The organism is Mesotoga prima MesG1.Ag.4.2, assembly GCF_000147715.2.
GTDB lineage: Bacteria > Thermotogota > Thermotogae > Petrotogales > Kosmotogaceae > Mesotoga > Mesotoga prima.
This window is the reverse complement of the sequence record NC_017934.1, coordinates 2,235,075-2,253,638: the sequence shown is the minus strand read 5'-3', so window position 1 is coordinate 2,253,638 and position 18,564 is coordinate 2,235,075. Positions and strand designations below refer to the sequence as shown.

19 protein-coding genes are annotated in these 18,564 nt (G+C 44.0%); 17 read left to right on the top strand and 2 right to left on the bottom strand.

The features are described from left to right. Positions 1–2: 2 nt before the first annotated feature. From kamA to THEBA_RS10510, 7 genes are read left to right on the top strand one after another with little or no spacing between them, the layout of a single operon-like run. On the top strand, positions 3–1,271 hold the full coding sequence (gene kamA, locus THEBA_RS10540) for a lysine 2,3-aminomutase (RefSeq protein ID WP_014731519.1): 1,269 nt from the start codon (positions 3–5) through the stop codon (positions 1,269–1,271). Further along, positions 1,268–1,678: a MaoC family dehydratase gene (locus THEBA_RS10535; protein WP_014731518.1), complete on the top strand. Its 411-nt coding sequence runs from the start codon at positions 1,268–1,270 to the stop codon at positions 1,676–1,678. Before kamA ends, THEBA_RS10535 begins: the two co-directional genes overlap by 4 nt. Continuing rightward, a complete protein-coding gene (gene kamB / locus THEBA_RS10530; RefSeq protein ID WP_014731517.1) occupies positions 1,675–2,679 on the top strand; it encodes a lysine 5,6-aminomutase reactivase subunit KamB in 1,005 nt (334 codons plus the stop codon). Before THEBA_RS10535 ends, kamB begins: the two co-directional genes overlap by 4 nt. Continuing rightward, entirely contained in the window at positions 2,676–4,052 is a 1,377-nt protein-coding gene (gene kamC / locus THEBA_RS10525) for a lysine 5,6-aminomutase reactivase ATPase KamC (RefSeq protein WP_014731516.1), read from the top strand. The genes kamB and kamC overlap by 4 nt, the downstream gene beginning before the upstream one ends. Further along, the gene (kamD, locus tag THEBA_RS10520) at positions 4,049–5,611 is read left to right on the top strand and encodes a lysine 5,6-aminomutase subunit alpha (protein WP_014731515.1); all 1,563 of its coding nucleotides are present in this window, start codon (positions 4,049–4,051) and stop codon (positions 5,609–5,611) included. Before kamC ends, kamD begins: the two co-directional genes overlap by 4 nt. After that, on the top strand, positions 5,604–6,380 hold the full coding sequence (gene kamE / locus THEBA_RS10515) for a lysine 5,6-aminomutase subunit beta (RefSeq protein ID WP_006487856.1): 777 nt from the start codon (positions 5,604–5,606) through the stop codon (positions 6,378–6,380). The genes kamD and kamE overlap by 8 nt, the downstream gene beginning before the upstream one ends. 48 nt (positions 6,381–6,428) lie before the next feature. Continuing rightward, positions 6,429–7,331 (top strand): diacylglycerol/lipid kinase family protein, encoded by a 903-nt coding sequence (locus THEBA_RS10510; RefSeq protein WP_014731514.1) that lies wholly within the window; start codon positions 6,429–6,431, stop codon positions 7,329–7,331. Here THEBA_RS10510 and THEBA_RS10505 read toward each other — a convergent pair. Together THEBA_RS10505 and THEBA_RS10500 are read right to left on the bottom strand one after the other, a co-directional pair. Further along, positions 7,323–8,195, bottom strand: a complete 873-nt coding sequence (locus tag THEBA_RS10505) for a hypothetical protein (RefSeq protein ID WP_014731513.1) — start codon at positions 8,193–8,195, stop codon at positions 7,323–7,325. The two genes, THEBA_RS10510 and THEBA_RS10505, sit on opposite strands and share 9 nt — an antisense overlap. A gap of 4 nt (positions 8,196–8,199) precedes the next feature. Next, a complete protein-coding gene (locus THEBA_RS10500; RefSeq protein WP_006487862.1) occupies positions 8,200–8,643 on the bottom strand; it encodes a PspC domain-containing protein in 444 nt (147 codons plus the stop codon). A gap of 365 nt (positions 8,644–9,008) precedes the next feature. Between THEBA_RS10500 and THEBA_RS10495 the strand changes: the two genes are divergently transcribed. From THEBA_RS10495 to THEBA_RS10450, 10 genes are all read left to right on the top strand, one after another. After that, entirely contained in the window at positions 9,009–10,022 is a 1,014-nt protein-coding gene (locus THEBA_RS10495) for a LacI family DNA-binding transcriptional regulator (RefSeq protein ID WP_014731512.1), read from the top strand. Positions 10,023–10,043: 21 nt separating this feature from the next. Continuing rightward, positions 10,044–10,487 carry a D-ribose pyranase gene (rbsD, locus tag THEBA_RS10490; protein ID WP_006487866.1) on the top strand — a complete coding sequence of 148 codons (444 nt, stop codon included), beginning with the start codon at positions 10,044–10,046 and terminating at the stop codon, positions 10,485–10,487. A 67-nt stretch (positions 10,488–10,554) separates the two neighbouring features. Further along, positions 10,555–11,403 (top strand): BtpA/SgcQ family protein, encoded by an 849-nt coding sequence (locus THEBA_RS10485; RefSeq protein WP_014731511.1) that lies wholly within the window; start codon positions 10,555–10,557, stop codon positions 11,401–11,403. Then, positions 11,396–12,340, top strand: a complete 945-nt coding sequence (gene rbsK, locus THEBA_RS10480) for a ribokinase (protein WP_014731510.1) — start codon at positions 11,396–11,398, stop codon at positions 12,338–12,340. The genes THEBA_RS10485 and rbsK overlap by 8 nt, the downstream gene beginning before the upstream one ends. A 3-nt stretch (positions 12,341–12,343) precedes the next feature. Further along, positions 12,344–13,837: a sugar ABC transporter ATP-binding protein gene (locus THEBA_RS10475; protein WP_014731509.1), complete on the top strand. Its 1,494-nt coding sequence runs from the start codon at positions 12,344–12,346 to the stop codon at positions 13,835–13,837. A gap of 5 nt (positions 13,838–13,842) precedes the next feature. Next, positions 13,843–14,808 (top strand): ABC transporter permease, encoded by a 966-nt coding sequence (locus tag THEBA_RS10470; protein ID WP_014731508.1) that lies wholly within the window; start codon positions 13,843–13,845, stop codon positions 14,806–14,808. Positions 14,809–14,836: 28 nt separating this feature from the next. Next, positions 14,837–15,727 (top strand): substrate-binding domain-containing protein, encoded by an 891-nt coding sequence (locus THEBA_RS10465; RefSeq protein ID WP_014731507.1) that lies wholly within the window; start codon positions 14,837–14,839, stop codon positions 15,725–15,727. Between the two features lie 313 nt (positions 15,728–16,040). After that, a complete protein-coding gene (locus tag THEBA_RS10460) occupies positions 16,041–16,676 on the top strand; it encodes a TetR/AcrR family transcriptional regulator (protein ID WP_014731506.1) in 636 nt (211 codons plus the stop codon). After that, entirely contained in the window at positions 16,660–17,517 is an 858-nt protein-coding gene (locus THEBA_RS10455; protein WP_014731505.1) for an ABC transporter ATP-binding protein, read from the top strand. Before THEBA_RS10460 ends, THEBA_RS10455 begins: the two co-directional genes overlap by 17 nt. Beyond that, entirely contained in the window at positions 17,514–18,560 is a 1,047-nt protein-coding gene (locus tag THEBA_RS10450) for an ABC transporter permease (RefSeq protein ID WP_014731504.1), read from the top strand. Before THEBA_RS10455 ends, THEBA_RS10450 begins: the two co-directional genes overlap by 4 nt. Positions 18,561–18,564 lie beyond the last annotated feature (4 nt).

The following is an 18,564-nucleotide window of genomic DNA, read 5'->3' as shown; positions in this document are numbered from 1 at the left end:
AAATGCGTGACTACAGAGAAATACCAATGTGGAGAGATGTAACACCTGCTCAGTGGAGTGACTGGCGGTGGCAGGTAGCCAACAGAGTCAAGACCGTTGATGCGTTAAGGCAGATTATCGACATCACCGAAGAAGAAGCTCATGGAGTCGCCGAATGTCTCAGAACGCTACGAATGTCAATAACACCTTACTACGCAACGCTGATGGACCCCAATAATCAAAGATGCCCTATACGAAGGCAGGCCGTTCCAACCGACAAAGAGCTAAAAATCGACAAATGGGATATGATAGATCCGCTTCACGAAGATGAGGACTCTCCTGTACCAGGACTAACTCACAGATACCCCGATCGTGTCCTCTTCCTTATAACCGACCAGTGTTCGATGTACTGCAGGCATTGTACTAGAAGAAGATTCGCTGGACAGCTCGACAGGGCGAGAACCCGGAAGGAAATCGATGATGCTATTGAATATATCCGGGAAACTCCTGAAGTAAGAGATGTCTTGCTTTCCGGGGGAGACGCATTACTTGTTGGAGACGATTATCTGGAGTACATTCTCAACGAACTCAGGGAGATCCCCCATGTTGAGATTATTAGAATTGGAACTAGGACGCCCGTCGTTCTCCCACAGAGAGTTACTCCAGAACTCGTGAAGATGATCAGAAAATATCATCCCGTATGGATAAATACTCACTTCAATCATCCTCTCGAAATCACTCCCGATTCAACCAGGGCATGCGAAATGCTCGCAGATGGAGGTATACCACTGGGAAACCAGTCGGTACTCCTCAGAGGAGTTAACGATTCTCCATATATAATGATGGAACTAGTGCATCAGTTAGTCAAGATCAGAGTGAGACCGTATTACATATATCAGTGTGATCTCTCTCAGGGAATCGGTCATTTCAGAACCTCAATTAGAAAAGGTATTGGAATCATGGAATCATTGATCGGCAACACGTCGGGATTATGCGTTCCAACATTCGTCGTTGACGCTCCAGGTGGGGGCGGTAAGATTCGAGTAATGCCTCAGTACAATATTTCCGAATCAGACAGAGTCGTCGTTCTGAGAAACTACGAAGGAGTAATCACCACATATCATGAGCCAGATGACACTTCTAGCGATGTTGATGACAGAGTGTACAGAGAGAAATACGAGTTCACAGGAGTATCAGATCTTCTTTACGGAAATTCGATGAGTTTCGAGCCTACGACACTTCAAAGAAGAGACAGGATAAAGAAGTGGAAGGAGAAGAAGGTGAGAAAATGAAATTCGAAGACTTCTTCGTGGGCCAGAGTTTCTCAACCAGAAGAAAAATTACAGCCGAAATGGTTGACTCCTTTGCGAACTTGACCGGAGACAGGAATCCCGTTCACACAGATGAGGAATTCGCAAGAAAGTCGCGTTTTGGCAGAAGAATCGCTCATGGAATGCTGTCTGTGGGGATAATTTCCGCGATTCTAGGAAATGAATTCCCTGGACCCGGCTCCATATACATGAAACAGGAGGTAAGATTCCTCAAACCAATATTTCTTGAAGAAGAAGTGTTAATTACTATAGAAATCCTCGAAATCAAAGTTGAGAAAAAGAGATTATCTGTAAGAACAACCGTAGAAAAAAACAACGGAGAGATGGCAGTTGACGGAGAGGCGCTTCTACTATTCGAGGGAGAATGAAGCGTCGGATCAGAATATCAGATTTGGCCGAGGGAATTGAAGTAATATCGGTGATCGGTCTTGAGAAGAATACAGGAAAGACTGTTGTTTTGAACCAAATGCTAAAAGAATTTCGAGAAAAGGGCACAACTGCAGGAGTAACATCTACCGGCCTAGAGGGTGAAAAGAGAGACCAAGTTTACCTTAATGAGAAGCCGGAGATAACTCTAAGCAGAGGGACTTATTTCGTCACATCTGAGAGGGATTTCCGTCATCGAAGTTTTTCTGCTACCGTAATAGATTTGAGAGACTACAGATCTCCTCTAGGAAGAACGGTTTTTGCGCGGGCGGAAGCCGATGGGAAAGTCATAATATCGGGGCCATCTATTCTTGAATATCTGAGTGAAGCTGTAAACACAATGAGATCCTACGGTTGTGAAAAGATACTGATCGACGGCTCAACTTCAAGAATGAGTCCGGGTACGCCTCTAGTTTCGGACGGAGTTATTCTCGCCACCGGTGCGGCATTATCGATGAATTTGGAGGAACTGTGTAGGAAGACCAGTTTTGTAGTGAGATTGCTTTCTCTTCCAGGCACAGAACTCGAGCTCCACAAAAGAATTGCTCCGCTAGGAACCGGTTTGTGGGTAGAGAAAGACGGAGTTTTCGAAAGATTAAGCCCTTCTCCATTAACAGCAAAATCCTTGAAGCATGAACTTGCCGGGAGAACGATTTACATTAATGGTTCGCTTACATGTTCAGTTCTTCTTGCCTTAGCAGAAAAGAATACTAGAATCATCTTGAAGGATTTTTCACAAGTTTTCTTTGACGAGTTAACTCTCGCAAAGTATGAAAGAGCGGGAGGCCACCTAGAAGTCTTGCATCCGACGCACCTGATCGCAGTCACAGTGAATCCGTTAGCACCGAACGGGTTCAAGATTCAATCAGATAAACTTATAAAGTCACTTGAAAGCAAGATTGATGTGCCAGTACTAGACGTTTTGGAGGAGAGTTCAAATTGAAGTATTTGGATTGTGGATTTGAGTACATCCTCTCTCTCATTGATCCCGTTACTCCTATGGGCAGAGAGGAATTGCGCGCTATGACCTTCTTGAAAAGGGATGAGGATATAGAGGCTTTTCACAAGAGACAGCTTGAGGTGAACGAGAGAAAATCACAAGTAGAGTCCCTCAAGTCTATTCTAGCGAGGGTACGGGACATTAGGGGAACTATTTCAAATCTCTCCCCTGGGAAGATTCTCGACGATATTGAACTGTTTGAGATAAAGAGCTTCGCCTATTGGTCAGAAAGACTGAGAAGTGAGATTGGAGAGTGCAGTTCGTGGATGCAGCTTCCCGACCTGTCAGTTGTGTTTTCTTTTCTAGATCCCGACGATGTTGGAACAGAGAGTTTCTACATTTCTGACAAGTTAGATAATGCTCTCGCGGTTGTAAGAAAAAAGCTTTATAGACTTCAGAGAAATAGAGAAGAGTATGACGAAGCGAGTCTCAATGAACTTATCCGTCTGAATTTTGAAATCGAAGAGAAAGTAAGAGCTGATCTTTCCGGCAAGCTCATCACTTATCGAGAAGACCTTCAAAGCTCTGCAACAACAATCGGGAAGATTGACCTGATCGTAGCGCTAGTAGAGTTCAATAGGAAACTCGGTCTCAGTAAACCGGAAATCAGTTCGGGAGAATATGAATTTGAAGAACTGGTCAATCCTGAATTAGCTGCATCCCTTAACAAAAGCGGCAGGAGTTTTCAACCATTTAGCGCCAGTTTTGACAGAAGATCCGTTATTATCGGAGGCAACATGACCGGCAAATCGGTTCTTCTCAGAACTGTTGCTCTCCTTCAGACAATGTTTCAGCATGGACTTTTCGTGCCAGCGAAGAGAGCCTTTATTCCTGTATATGATGCGATTGTCTACTACAGTGGCGACAAACAGTCTTTTTTGGATGGGCTGTCATCGTTCGCCGGAGAAGTAGACCATCTGAAGAAGGCTCTAGAGATAATCCATATGGATATCAGAGGCCTGTTTTTGTTTGATGAAATAGGAAGGAATACAAACCCCGTAGAAGGTCCGGCATTTCTTATGGCTTCGGCAGAGTATCTTAGTCGAAATCAGAGATGTCGAACCATCCTTACATCCCACTATGAAGAAGCCCTGGAGATTGAAGGAGCGAAGCTGTTTATTATTAAAGGGCTTGACCGTGAAAGAATGAGAAATGAAATCGGAAGGGAAATCTCTTATTATGTGGATCATTCACTTGTAGAAATAGAAAGCAATGCGGCCTTTCCTAGGGAGGCAGTAACAATAGCGCGTCTTATGGGATTAGACAGAGAGTTCGTTGAACTGATAATAAGAAAGCTGAAGGAGAGTTGCGAATGAATGGAAAGCTGAATCTGAACATGAACAAAGTCAAAGAAGCAAGAGATTATGCCCAAAGGATTGCCAGTGAAGTTCATAACTTTGTTGAAGAGCACACGACAGTAAGTATCGAGAGGGCGATCTGCAGGTTTTTTGGTATAGATGGTGTTGACGATTATGGAATTCCAATCCCAAATGTCGTAGTAGATCACCTTAAATCATCAAACCTAATTAATGATGGTGCTGCCTATGTGATCGGAAATGCGATTCTCGAAACGGGACTTTCGCCGCAAAAGATTGCAGAAGAAATCTCATTTGGAAGACTCGATCTCAGAAGTCTGAGTTACAGATCTCAAGATGAAGTTTTCGATCGCATCGACCGACTCGTGAATGATGCTGTAGGAAAAGTCCAGTTGAATCGAGAAAAACGTGAGTCTTTGATCGGTGAACTGGGTGAGGGAAAAAAGCCCTACCTGTATGTGATAGTCGCGACGGGAAACATTTACGAAGATGTTATTCAGGCAAGAGCAGCCGCAAGACAAGGAGCGGACATAGTTGCTGTAATCAGGTCTACGGGCCAGAGTCTCCTTGATTATGTGCCTTACGGGCCAACAACTGAAGGATTTGGAGGCACATACGCTACACAGGAGAACTTCAGAATAATGAGGTCGGCTCTCGACGACACCGGAAAAGAGGTCGGTAGGTACATAAGGCTTTGCAATTACTGCTCCGGTCTGTGCATGCCGGAAATAGCTGCAGTGGGAGCCATCGAAAGACTGGATGTAATGTTGAACGATGCTCTCTACGGAATTCTATTCAGAGACATAAACATGAAGAGAACTTTGATAGATCAGTATTTTTCGAGAGTAATAAATGGATTTGCGGGCGTCATAATAAATACAGGAGAAGACAATTACCTCACGACGGCAGATGCTTTTGAAGAAGCGCACACAGTACTCGCTTCTCAGTTAATAAATGAAAGCCTGGCTCTCATGGCAGGTATACCCGAAGAGCAGATGGGGCTCGGTCATGCCTTCGAAATGGATCCATCAATTGAAAACGGTTTTCTGTATGAACTTGCTCAAGCACAAATGAGTCGAGAGATCTTCCCGAAGGCACCTTTGAAGTACATGCCCCCTACAAAGTTCATGACTGGAAATATCTTTATGGGCTACGCCCAGGACACCTTATTCAATGTGATATCTATAATGACAAATCAAGGGATTCAGCTTCTGGGAATGCTTACCGAGGCAATTCACACTCCTTTTATGAGCGATAGGTACCTTGCGATCGAAAACGCAAGATATGTTTTCAACAATCTGCGCGATCTAGGCGATGAGATAACCTTCAAAGACAACGGAGTAATTCAGACTAGAGCAGCGACGGTTCTTGAGGAAGCTCTTCAACTGCTAAGGGAAATCGAATCGATAGGTCTTTTTGAAACGCTCGAAAGAGGCACTTTTGCAAACGTCAAGAGATCCCCACATGGAGGAAAAGGTTTGGATGGGGTAGTAAGAAAGGGGTCGAAATACAGAAATCCATTTATCGAGAAAATGCTTGGGGGGCGCAATCATGGATAACTGCTCTGAAAAGAAGAATCAATTTCCCTCTGAAATAGACTTAACAAGAGTAATTCCATACGGAGACACGCTGAATGACGGCAAAGTCCAGCTCAGCTTTACTTTGCCAGTGCCTGGAGGGCCCGAGGCCGATGAAGCAGCTAAGCAAATGATACACAAGATGGGGTTGAAAAACCCGCAAATCGTCTTTTCAAAGGAAATAACAATCGGATTCACATTCTTTGTCGCCTACGGAGAATTTTCTCACGCTATTGACTACACAGCAATTCGAGTGCCAAAAATTACGCTTGAAAAGATGTCGATGGAGGAGATCGACAGATTTATTGAAGAGAGAATAAAGAGAAGAATCGTTGTTGTTGGTGCTAGCACAGGTACCGACGCTCATACAGTTGGTATTGACGCAATTATGAATATGAAGGGTTTTGCGGGGCACTATGGCCTCGAACGTTACAGAAATATCGATGCCTATAACCTCGGCAGTCAGGTTCAAAATGAGGAGTTAGTCTCAAAGGCAATAGAACTTGATGCGGACGCAATTCTCGTGTCTCAAACTGTTACGGCCAAAAACGTCCATCTTAGAAACATGACTTCGCTCGTCGAGCTTCTCGAAGCTGAAAACATAAGAAAAAAGATCATTCTGATAGCCGGTGGAGCGAGAATTACTCATGAATTGGCCAAAGAACTTGGATACGACGCCGGATTCGGGCCCGGAACTTTCGCTGAAGATGTTGCAGCCTTTATAGTTCACAAACTGGAATCCATGATCTGAAAAGTTGTGTTAAAATCAACCATCGCGGCATAGGCGGAGGTAACACGATTGAAGACCCTCGTAGTAGTTAACCCAAATGCTAGTCACGGTGAAGCCGGCAGGGACTTTGAAAAAAGCATTTCCTCATTGCTCCGAGAGGAAATAGCTGACTACGACATCCACATTACTACTGGTCCTGAAGATGCTCTAAGTTTTGTGACAAAAAACCCGAACTACGATCGAATAATCAGTGTGGGGGGAGATGGCACACTAAACGAGATCGTAAATGGGATGATAAAGGGAAAATCGAATGCTTCGGTAGGCATCATCGCTCTGGGCTCCGGTAATGATCTCGCTAGAACGATCAATCTAAAGCACAATTATCGAGAAATGGTCAAGATAGCTGCGGGTGAAAACGTTCGAAAAATCGATCTGCTTAAGGTGTCCTATGTAGACATGAACGGCGTGAAAGCTTCACGGTACGCTGTTAATGTAGTTGGAGCCGGATTTGACGCAGCAATTACAGTTAGAATGATTAAATCAAGATTCAAGACAAGCGGCAAGATGGCGTACCTGCTTTCTTTTCTGATCGAATTCTTCACTTCGAAAACTTATCCTTTAACTTTCATTGTCGACGGAGAAGAAACTTCAGGCAGCTACTTCTTCTTGACCATGGCCAACGGAAATTACTTTGGCGGTGGAATGAGGATAGCACCCAAAGCCCTGGTGGATGACGGATATTTTGACGTTGTGGGTGTTTCAAAGATGTCGAAATTGCGTCTGCTTTATCACTTTCCGAAGATCTATCGAGGGGAGCATTTGGTAGTTAATACAGTAAGCTATCGAACCGCCAAAAACATCTCTTTGAAAAGCGACAGAGATGTAATTATTCAGATGGACGGAGAAGTCGTAGGAAGCCTACCTATGGAAATCTCGATTTGTGAAAAGGCTTTGAAGATAGCTTCAGCGTAAGACCTTCAAATTCATTATTGCGCTTTCCAAAGTAATGTAAGAACTGAAATCAAATGAAACACTTTCGAATACATATTCTTCATTGCCTGTATAAGGTAAATCCGTTTTTACGTTCTTTATTGCAGCGCTAGGTTTAAGAATCGCCCGAATATTCTCCGGTATGTGGATCTCTGAATTGATTATCGCGGCATTGACCTTCATATTCGTAAAGCCCGCTGCTGACATAGAAACAATTGCCTTGACGATCGCTCCGTTAATTCTAAGTTCATCAACTCTAAGCTCCCCTAGACTAAAATTGCAGTTCATGACAGCCCCGTTAAACTTTAGAACATAGTCATAAGCGGGATTAAGTTTCATAACGACTGTACTTGTTCCCAACCATGAAACGTTCGATTCCGGTTTCATTATGAACCTCTGCGACAGCTGAGTTATATCCTGTTCAATTTTAAGACCTGAACCACGTACGGCATAATCGACCACGGCAACCGTAGAAGATGCTACTTCATCTCTTAAGGGTTCTAAACTTATGTTCGACATTGCGAGGTCGACTTGAATTTCGATGCTCGCTGCAGAATCGGAACTCTCCAATACTACGGTATCGCTAACGGCCTTCTTACCGGCAAGAAATGGAGAGGGCCAGAAGAAAACGAACAGCACAAAAGCTACAATAAGTATTGTATTCAAGTATCTGATCCACCTGAGTCCCCTAATGCTAGCAAGTATGCTCATTCCTACCAGAACAAGAATGATCGGCCAGAAATTCGCCAAATTGACCAAAGCATTTAGAAGAGTGTCTCCCGTAAATAGACCGAAGATCAGCAAAACACCAACCAGGACAAAGATCAATCCCAATGCGATCTTCATAGGATCATCCCCTATTTATTGATTTATAGATCACAAATCCTCCACCTGCAATCAATACAACACCTATAACGGTTTTCCAGAAGATACCGCTGAAAATGTTCCAGGGAGTAAACGATCCTAAAAGAAGGGCTATCCCAAATACTATGAGAAGCGCCGCGATGATCAGTTTACTCTTGCTATCAGAGAATTCTTCCTTTTTTCCCTCTTCTATCGGCTTCCCCTCTTCATCCATTATCACGACGTTGTTCTCGCTATTGATAGGTGCCCTGGGTACTATAAACATACCAATTATGTATATAATCAATCCGGCACCACCTGCGAAGATCAGAGCAACAAACACCAGCCTTACAATCACCGGATCTACCCCCAGATACTCTGCTATTCCACCTGCGAGACCATCTATTACTTTGTCCTTTCTAGACTTGTATAACCTCTTCGTATCACTCACATAACCACCTCCGTTAATGCTTAAGTAAGTAACCGCATAACTTGATCTCATCCATTATAGTACGATCGATATTTTTCTAGCATAACCGGCTAGATCATTCACTAATCTTTAACAGAAAAGGGAATTAGCACTCACTTGTTCCAAAACGTCTCGCCGTTATCCTTATGGATTTGCCCGTTAAGTGAACTGCGCGACTGCAGAAATGGATGCGATTGGATGAGATAAAAGCACTTAATTGCCTTTCAGCAAAAATGATCAGCTTCATTCGAAGAAAATCGAGTTTTGGCAAATAAAAGAATGATGATACACTGTAGTTAAACGATTAACTAAACGTTTAACTGGCAGGTCAGAGGGGATAGATTTAAATGGCGAACATGAAAGATGTTGCTAAGCGTGCAGGGGTATCGGTTGCCACAGTGTCAAATGTTATGTCTGGCAAAAAATACGTCAGCCCGGAGCTAAAGAGAGTTGTTCTGGAATCTATAGACGCTTTACAGTACAGACCGAGCAAAATAGCGAGAAGCCTCAAAATCAGAAAGTCCTTTCTCGTTGGTCTCTTGGTTCCAGATATAACAAACCCCTACTTCGCCGAGATTGCCAGGGGGGTAGAGAGCATAGCTCTCGAGCACGACTACCAGATGTTTCTTTGTAATAGTGATGGAAGAAGTTACAGAGAAGAAGAAACCTTGATTTCTTTTCTTGGACATGGAGTAGATGGTGTCATAAATGTGGCACCGAGAATGGATGAGGAGCTTCTAGCCGATCTCTCCAATGGAATGCCTATGGTAATCCTCGATAGGCACCTCAAAATAGAAAACCCGTTAATTGATGTAGTATACACGAATAACTTCAAGGGTTCCGCTCAACTGGCAAGGCACTTGCTGGACAAAGGCCACAAGAGATTCGCTTGTATATCTGGTCCTAAAGATGTTCCAAGCGCAGTCAGGAGGCTTCAAGGCTTTTGTAGCGAATTAGAAAAGGACGGTATTAAAGGCGAAAACCTGAAGATCTATTTTGGTGGTTTCAAGTACGAAGATGGTTTCAAGATAATGAAGCAATACATTTTGAAGCTTAAGATAAGGCCTACAGCCGTTTTTGCTGGAAACGACATGATGGCGTGGGGAGCGATCGAGGCGGCAAAACAAAATGGTTTGAAAATCCCCGAAGATATCGCCATAGCCGGCTTCGACAACGTTCTGTATTCATCGCTGGTGATTCCGTCAATGACCACTGTCGATCAACCTAAGTACGAAGCTGGACGGACAGCGATGAAACTGCTTCTAGAAAAGATTATTAAGAAGCAACATGGAGAATACGTCGACACAAGAAAGATTGAACTCGATTCACATCTTATTGTAAGAGAATCAACGCAAGTTTGACAAATCTTTGGAGGTGAAATGATGAAAACAAAAGGCATTCTTCACAACGATCTTTCGAGAGAAGTCGCGAGGCTTGGGCACGGTGACATGCTGGTAATAACGGATAGAGGTTTTCCCTTTCCTAGGCATGGGAACACTGTATGCATTGACGTGTCAGTCGGAAGAAATCTACCAAGATTCGTGGATGTCGTTAAAGTCGTTCTTGAAGAGCTCGAGATTGAAAAGGTAATCATTGCTGACGAGACCAGATCAGTAAGTCCCGAGATCTATTCTCAGCTAAAGGAGATAGTCTCTAAAGTGAAAAACAAGGGCAACGACATTATTGAAGAGAACATTCCTCATCCGGAGTTCAAGGATCTCGTTTTAAATGGAAGTCTTCAGGGCAAAGAGGTAAAAGTCTTCGTTAAGACTGGGGAATTCACCCCATATGCAAACATAATCCTGGTTTCCGGAGTCGATTTCTAGATTTTGGCAAAAGGCTCAGTTCAAGTATCACGATTTCATCTGCGCCAAAAGAAAAAGAGGTGGTTATGTGAGAAGAGATAGGGAAGTTCTAAGCAGCATATTCAAAAAAGGCAAACCGATTATTGGAATGATACATCTGCGTCCCCTTCCAGGATCACCGAGATACGATCCCGAAAAACTGGGCATGAAGGAGATTCTCAGGATCGCTATTGAAGAAGCGAGAATTATGGAGGGATGTGGTGTTGATGGACTTCAAATTGAAAACATCTGGGACTTTCCATATCTCAAAGGGGAAAGGATCGGTCACGAGACTTCCGCTGCCCTGGCAGTAGCGACTCAAAGTGTGAGAGAAGCCGTCAATATACCTGTAGGTGTGAACTGCCATCTCAATGGAGGAAAGGCAGCACTCGCCGCCGCAGTTGCTGGTGGCGCAAAATGGATAAGAATCTTCGAATGGGTCAATGCGTATGTTTCTCACGCGGGTTTGACGGAAGGCATCGGGGCAGAGCTTTCTAGATACAGAAAACTTATAGGCGCAGAAGAGATTAAGTTCATGTGTGATGTGAATGTGAAACATGGGAGTCATTTCATTATTTCTGACAGAAGTGTTGAGGAACAGGCTCATGACGCCGAATCGGAAGGGGCAGAAATTCTAATCGTTACGGGATTTGAGACCGGGCAGGCACCTAACGCAGAAAAAGTAAAGAGTTTCAGTGAAGCTGTAAGCATTCCGGTGATGATCGGAAGTGGTTTGACAAAAGAAAACGTAGGTGAACTTCTTAGGTTTGCCGATGGAGCAATCGTCGGAAGCTACTTCAAGAGGGACAACAACTGGAAGAATCCCGTTGATCCAAACAACGTCAGAAGCTTTATGAAAACCGTTGAATCCCTTAGAGAGGCGGGCTACGATGATTGATTACGCATTTAACGGAGAGATTCTCTGCATGGGAAGCATGAACATGGATCTAGTGATGGTAATGGATAGACTTCCTGAGCCTGGAGAGACTGTTCTCACAGACAACTTCAGTACCTACCCGGGAGGAAAGGGAGGAAATCAAGCAGTTGCGGCGGCAATCAGTGGCGCGAGAGTTCAGATGTTTACGAAACTTGGTGGTGACGGATTCAGTGAAGAACTGATCCAGATGATGAAGGAAAAAGGGGTAGACACTTCCAGAATACTTAGGGATCCCGAAAGCACAGCGGGTATTGCAATGATAAGAGTTGACAAAAATGGGCAAAACTCGATTTCTTTTACCCCGGGTAGTAATGCGCGGCTTTCTCCTGAAGACGTGGAGAAAAACTCTGATCTCTTCAAACGCGGGCGTATTCTTTTGCTAACAATGGAAATAGCACAGGAGACAATCTTCAGGGCAATCAAACTGGCCCATGAAAATGGAATGTTTACGATAGTCGATCCCGCGCCTGCTCCTAGAAATGGGTTCCCCGATTCCATCGCGCCTTTGATCAATTTAATAAAGCCTAATGAATCCGAAGCGAGGATTCTGACAGGCATAGATGTCCACGACAGAGAATCTGCGCGGATTGCCCTCCAAAGACTAAGTTCAATGGGCTTCAATCTACCAATAATTACTCTTGGCGAAAAAGGCGTTGTTGGAGTTGATGGCAATGACTTCATGGACTTGAAGCCCTTTGACGTTCACTGTGTGGACACAACTGCGGCTGGAGATGTCTTTTCAGGGGCTTTGGCAGCTGCTTTATCGAAGGGTATGCATCTGAAGGAATCTCTAGAGTGGGCAAATGCAGCAGGAGCATTGAGCACTACAATCTCCGGTGCTCAAACTTCTATCCCTGCTCCGAAAAGCGTCGAGAAGTTACTAAGAAGGCAGGTGTAACAGGTGCCAGATATTGCGCTGAAACTGGAAGGAATATATAAATCTTTTGGTGGAATCCATGCTCTGAAGGATGTAAGCTTCGAGCTGAGCGAAGGTGAAGTACATGCGCTCCTTGGCGAAAACGGAGCTGGAAAATCTACACTGATAAAGATCCTGACCGGAGTTCATAAAATGGATTCGGGGACTATTCAGGTCCAAGGAAAAACAGTAACGATTGAAGACCCCGTAGACGCACGACACAAAGGAATAGGCGCAATATATCAAGAACTAAGTCTCGTGGACTCACTAACAGTCGCCGAGAATATATTCCTGGGTCACGAACCTACCACATCCTTCTTTGGAACTTTAAGAAAGAAAGAGCTCATTCGAAGAGCAGCGGAGTATCTATCTTCCTTCGGAATCGAAATAGATCCTAGCACTCTTGTCAGAGACCTAGGTCTTGGGCAGAAAAGGATAGTGGAAATAATAAAAGCGCTATCGATAAACGCCAATATCCTTCTTCTCGATGAACCTACAACCGGTATGAGCAGAGTGGAAATCGATACTCTGTTTGAGATTATGGATGATCTGAAACTAAAAAAAGTGAACATGATCTACATCTCCCATCATCTTGATGAAGTCTTTAGAGTGTGTGACAGAGCCACCGTACTGAGAGACGGTCAAAACGCCGGAACCTTCGAAATTGATAAGGTGGATCTAAAGACGCTGGTAAAATCAATGCTTGGAAGAACCTTGAAAGAAGAGTTCCCGGTACGAGAGGGGAGACCATCCGAAGATACACTGTTGGAAATAGAAGAGTTCAAGACCGACAAGATGCTTGCTCCAGTCAGTTTTAGCTTGAAAAAAGGCGAGATCCTCGGTATAACGGGAATAATCGGTTCTGGAAAAAGCGAACTTGCCCTCGGTTTGTTCGGAGCAGACAGGGCTATAAAGGGAAAGCTCTCAATTGCTGGCAAGGAAGTGAGATTAAACTCGCCCGATGATGCAAAGAGACATGGTATCTCTTTCATTCCAGAGGATAGAAAGGAACAGGGCTTATTTCTTAGGCTCAACGTAGAACATAACATCTGTGTTGCAAACATCGATCTCGCCATTAAGAACGGAATAATCTCGAGCAAAAAGAAATCAGAAATTGCAACGGATACGTCAGAAAAACTAAAAATAAGACCTTTAGACATAAAAATGGCAGTCCAGAATCTCTCTGGTGGAAACCAGCAGAAAGTTGTTATTGGAAAATGGCTTTGTGGTGAACCAGATATCTTGATACTTGATGAGCCGACTCGCGGAATTGACATCGGTGCAAAGACAGAGATCTATTCTCTGATCAACTACCTTGCCGATAGGGGTACAGGAATATTGATATTGTCATCTGAATTCCGGGAGATGAGTGCGATATGCGATCGAATCCTTGTGATAAGAAAAGGAACAATTGTCGCCGAACTTGAAGGTAAAGATTCATCTACAGAGCAGTTATTGACACTGGCGCTTGGAGGTTAATGCACATGGAAAATGAGACTGAGAAAAATGACAGATCGGCGTTTGTTAACAAATTTTTGAGATTGCTAAAGGGTGAACTAGGGCTGATCTTAATCCTTGTAGCATTAATGGTGGTTTTCTCATTGATGTCACCATATTTCTTCACCTCTAGGAATCTGCTGAACATTACCAGGCAGGTGTCGATAACTCTAATTGTCGCTATTGGAATGACCTTTGTAATCCTCACAGGTGAGATAGATCTTTCTGTTGGTTCTTCTGCAGCATTAGTTGGAGTTGCAACTGCGGCGGTTCTTAATGCAACGGGCTCCATCTTCCTAGGCCTGATTGCGGGGTTGATACTTGGGGTCGGAATCGGGTTTGCGAATGGCGTTCTGACTGTTTACGGTCGAGTCCAATCCTTCATAGTGACACTTGCTATGATGGGGATTGCAAGGGGAGCCGCACTGGTTTGGACCGGAGGAAAGCCGATATCCAGATTGCCTGTAGATTTCGCGATAATGGGTGCTGGCTATCTCGGACCAGTACCGGTTTCAACGATAATAGCTGCCGGAGTCTTCATTCTCGCCTTCTTTGTTCTGAACAGAACAAAACACGGAGTGTATGTGAAGTCAATTGGAGCAAACAGGGAAGCAGCTAGGCTATCAGCGATACCAGTGAGGAAATACCGGGTTCTTGCCTTCGTCATTTCCGGTCTCATGAGTGCGCTTGGTGGCATTCTCATAACTTCCAAATTGCTTTCCGCTCAGCCGACTGCCGCCGAAGGACTTGAGATGAATGTAATAGCGGCTGTAATACTTGGGGGAGCATCTCTTTCCGGAGGTGTAGGTACAGTTCTGGGCACTCTCCTGGGCGCCATGGTAATAGGAGTTATCGATAATGGAATGAATCTCGTAGGAGTATCATCGTTCTTTCAACAAATAGTAAAAGGAGTAATAATACTCGTTGCCGTACTGGCAAAACGTAGTGATTAAGATTCTCTATCAAAAAAGGAGGGGTAACATGAAACGAATGCTTTTGGTAGTTCTTGTGATCGGATTGTTTGCGCTAACAGGCTTTGCTGCAAAAACCATCGGTTTTTCAGTCTCTACACTTGCAAATCCCTTTTTCGTAACTATGAAGGAAGGGGGAGAGGCAAAGGCAAGCGAACTGGGTTTGGAGATGATCGTTTTGGACGCTCAGGATAAGCCAGAAACTCAGTTTGCTCAGATTCAGGATCTCATAACGAGAAGAGTAGATGTGTTGATCATCAACCCTGTTGACTCTGACGCAATAGTCTCGGCAGTTCTTGAAGCAAACGCAGCCGGAATTCCGGTTATCACTGTGACAAGACCTTCAAACGGTGGAGTAGTGGAACAGCATCTAGACATCGATAACAAGGAAGCAGGTATGCTCGCCGCAGTAGCATTGGCAGAAGCACTTGGCGGAGAAGGAAAAGTAGCCGTCCTTGAGGGGATACCCGGAGCACCGTCGGCAGTTGACAGACAGAAAGGTTTCATGGACGAACTTAAGAAGTACCCAGGTATCGAAGTAGTAGCATCACTGACAGCCAATTACTCAAGAGAAGAAGGTGCAAGAGTTACGGAAGACATTCTTCAAGGTAACCCGGTGCTGGACGGAATCTACGCACACAATGACGAGATGGCACTCGGCGCGGTTAGGGCAGTGGTTGCCGCGGGAAGACTGGACGAAATAAAGATTGTCGGAATTGATGCCACAGATGATGCAATTGCAGCCATAAAAGCCGGTGAAATGGTTGCTACAGTTCAACAGCAGCCTTATCTACAGATGCAGATGGCAGTTATCGCGGCACAGAGAATCATCAACGGCGCAACTGTGGAACCTAAGGTAATAATTCCACTGAAACTTATAACTATCGACGTTCTCCAGTAATTAGCTGATCTACAAGGAGAGCGGCATATGCTGCTCTCCTTTTTTTGTGAAAGCATCAGGAAGAAAAAGAAGAGTTCATTCATTTGATTTCTCAAAATACTCAACTTTGCGATGATCCAAAACTCTTCCATTTCGTTTCCACGCTACTAAAAAAACAATAGAAATCCAGGAAACGACTTTTGAACAATGGCCTCCTTAATTTCAAGTTAACAATGCTGTTCAGCTATATCGAATCTTTGCTTTCAGAATACCACAAGGAGTATAATGTGACTGATTAGTCATATGACTTGTCGGTCACAAAGGAGATGTTTGAGTGCCAAAGGAGACTTTCTACAACTTGCCGAAAACGAAGCGAAAACGAATTTTGGAAGCCGCCATAGATGAGTTTGCAGAGAATGGATATGAAAATTCAAGAGTCAACGAGATAGTCCGAAGATCTTCAATCCCGAAGGGTAGCTTCTACCAGTACTTCGAAAACAAGTCTGATTTGTTCAGATATGTTCTGGACATTATCTACAAGAAAAAGATGGAGATTATGACGGGCATCGAAATCTCACACAGAGAACTGAGTGTATTTGAAACATTAAGGGTAATGGTTGAAGCAGGAATTAAGATGGCCGAGGAAGATCCTCGGCTTTTGAAGATCAGTGACAGTCTCGTTGCAAACAAACCTTTGATGGATGAGGTTCTGATAGAATATGCTCCATCAAGCGATGATTTTATTATTTCCTTGATTAGACGAGGAAAGAATAACGGTGAATTAGCTGATTGGGTGGATCCGGAGCTATCTGCGAAGTTGATTACTGCCTTCATGCTCTCACTGAGTGAAATGATAAGATCCAGCAGCAATGGGAAGATTACTGACGAAACGAGGAAGAAGTACCTCTCTCTAATTAATCTTCTTGAATACGGTATGAAAAGGAGAGAAGACTATGATTCAGGTATGTGATCTTTACTATTCTTACGGGAAAGACGAAGAGTTCGCCGTAAATGGCATCTCTTTCGAAGTCAAGGAGGGAGAGATTTTCGGTTTTCTCGGTCCAAACGGGGCAGGAAAGTCGACGACTCAGAGAATATTAACGGGCCTCTTACCGGTCCAAAAGGGAAAAGTAAGGGTCATGGATGTCGATTTTTCTGCAACTACCCCTGACTTCTATAACAACATAGGCGTCTCCTTTGAAAATCCTAATCTTTATCTCAAGCTGACTGGTATCGAGAACCTTGAGTATTTTGCCAGTCTGTACGATGTACCAACAGAAGATCCAGCCCATATGCTTGACATGATCGGCTTGAAAGACGTTGCTAAAAAAAGGGTAGGAGAATACTCCAAAGGGATGCAACAAAGACTGGTCTTTGCTCGTTCTCTCATTAACAATCCGAAAGTCTTGTTTCTGGACGAACCTGTTTCCGGGCTAGACCCATCAACTTCCGCAGCAATAAAAGAATTAATCAAAGAGAAGAAGAAAAAGGGCACAACGATCTTTCTGACGACGCATAATATGCACATCGCCGATGAACTATGTGATAGGGTGGCATTCATTGTTTCTGGAAAGATTTCGCTCATTGACTCCCCGAGGAATCTAAAACTACAGCATGGTAAGAAACTGGTGGAAATTGAATACAGGAAAAATAGTTCTCTGAAGAGGGAAAGCCTTTCTCTTGTTTACGAAGCTGATCGGCAGAAGCTCAATTCTCTTCTTGACCATGAGGTGATTGAGACGATTCATTCTAAAGAAGCTACCCTTGAAGAGATCTTCATTAAAGTGACCGGAGAGAAGTTAGAAATATGAGACTCTTCACGAACATCTCTAAGGAAATAATACTAGGTTGGAGGAGTCACTTCTTCCTGCTTACCGTAATGCTGGCTGTGGCCTACTTCCTTTTGATGACATTTCTGATTCCCGAGGATCTTTCAACCAGCACACAGCTAATTCTTCTAACTGAAAACGAGGAAATCGCGAGAGCGATCGAAGCCAGTGATCGTAGTTCCGAATCGTCACTTTCATTTGTCAACAGTCGTGATGAGCTCTATGAATCACTCAATAGAAGTTTCAATAGTGTTGGCGTAATTATGAGAGGCGATACAGCTTCCCCATCATTTGAGCTGGTTTTCCAGGGACATGAAGACACGAAAACCAGAGAGCTTGTGAAACTAGTGGTTGCCCATCTTCTACATGGTTCAGATAATCAGCCGATTTCCAGCAACAGTGTCCAGTACCTTCAGGGAAAACAAGATGATGGACTCGATATCCCCTTTAACAAGTCTTTTCTTCCGATCTTCCTGATGTTTGAAGCCGTAATGATGGGTATGATAATGGTCTTTGCAATGGTTTTCAGCGAAAAATCTCAGAAGACCCTCGACGCATTTGCGGTGACACCGGGAAGAGTCTGGGAATATCTGGGAGCCAAAGTGATCTTTCTCATGATTTTAGGGATAGTTTTCGCGATCATTCTCACGGCTCTCACGGTTGGCCTCCAAGCTGAGTACTTGCAGTTTGTTTTGATTGTCTCAGTTGGGAGCTTCCTCTCGACATCCGTTTCTCTAATAGCTGCAAGTTTCTATGAGAACCTATCTCAGTCAATTGCGGCTATGCTGACATTGACGGTAATTTTCTCATTACCGATACTTTCATATTACCTGGAAGGATTTTCTCCCTGGTATCTGAGAATACTTCCTACTTTTCCCATTCTCTTCTCGTTGCAAGGAGCTGTTTTCCCTCATCAGGGTTCAACAGGTATGTCCTACCTGATATTGGTAGCGGTCGAAGCGGTGTTGGCTTTTGTGATAGCAGTCAATCTCTATAAGCTCAGAATACGAAGGGTTCGGATGTGAGATC

Coding starts and splice junctions, on each gene's coding strand:
- THEBA_RS10455 (WP_014731505.1), top strand. CDS start 16,660: ATGATTCAGGTATGTGATCTTTACTATTCTTACGGGAAAGACGAAGAG.
- kamB (WP_014731517.1), top strand. CDS start 1,675: ATGAAGCGTCGGATCAGAATATCAGATTTGGCCGAGGGAATTGAAGTA.
- THEBA_RS10535 (WP_014731518.1), top strand. CDS start 1,268: ATGAAATTCGAAGACTTCTTCGTGGGCCAGAGTTTCTCAACCAGAAGA.
- rbsK (WP_014731510.1), top strand. CDS start 11,396: ATGATTGATTACGCATTTAACGGAGAGATTCTCTGCATGGGAAGCATG.
- THEBA_RS10505 (WP_014731513.1), bottom strand. CDS start 8,195: ATGAAGATCGCATTGGGATTGATCTTTGTCCTGGTTGGTGTTTTGCTG.
- THEBA_RS10470 (WP_014731508.1), top strand. CDS start 13,843: ATGGAAAATGAGACTGAGAAAAATGACAGATCGGCGTTTGTTAACAAA.
- rbsD (WP_006487866.1), top strand. CDS start 10,044: ATGAAAACAAAAGGCATTCTTCACAACGATCTTTCGAGAGAAGTCGCG.
- kamA (WP_014731519.1), top strand. CDS start 3: ATGCGTGACTACAGAGAAATACCAATGTGGAGAGATGTAACACCTGCT.
- kamE (WP_006487856.1), top strand. CDS start 5,604: ATGGATAACTGCTCTGAAAAGAAGAATCAATTTCCCTCTGAAATAGAC.
- THEBA_RS10465 (WP_014731507.1), top strand. CDS start 14,837: ATGAAACGAATGCTTTTGGTAGTTCTTGTGATCGGATTGTTTGCGCTA.
- THEBA_RS10450 (WP_014731504.1), top strand. CDS start 17,514: ATGAGACTCTTCACGAACATCTCTAAGGAAATAATACTAGGTTGGAGG.
- THEBA_RS10495 (WP_014731512.1), top strand. CDS start 9,009: ATGGCGAACATGAAAGATGTTGCTAAGCGTGCAGGGGTATCGGTTGCC.
- kamD (WP_014731515.1), top strand. CDS start 4,049: ATGAATGGAAAGCTGAATCTGAACATGAACAAAGTCAAAGAAGCAAGA.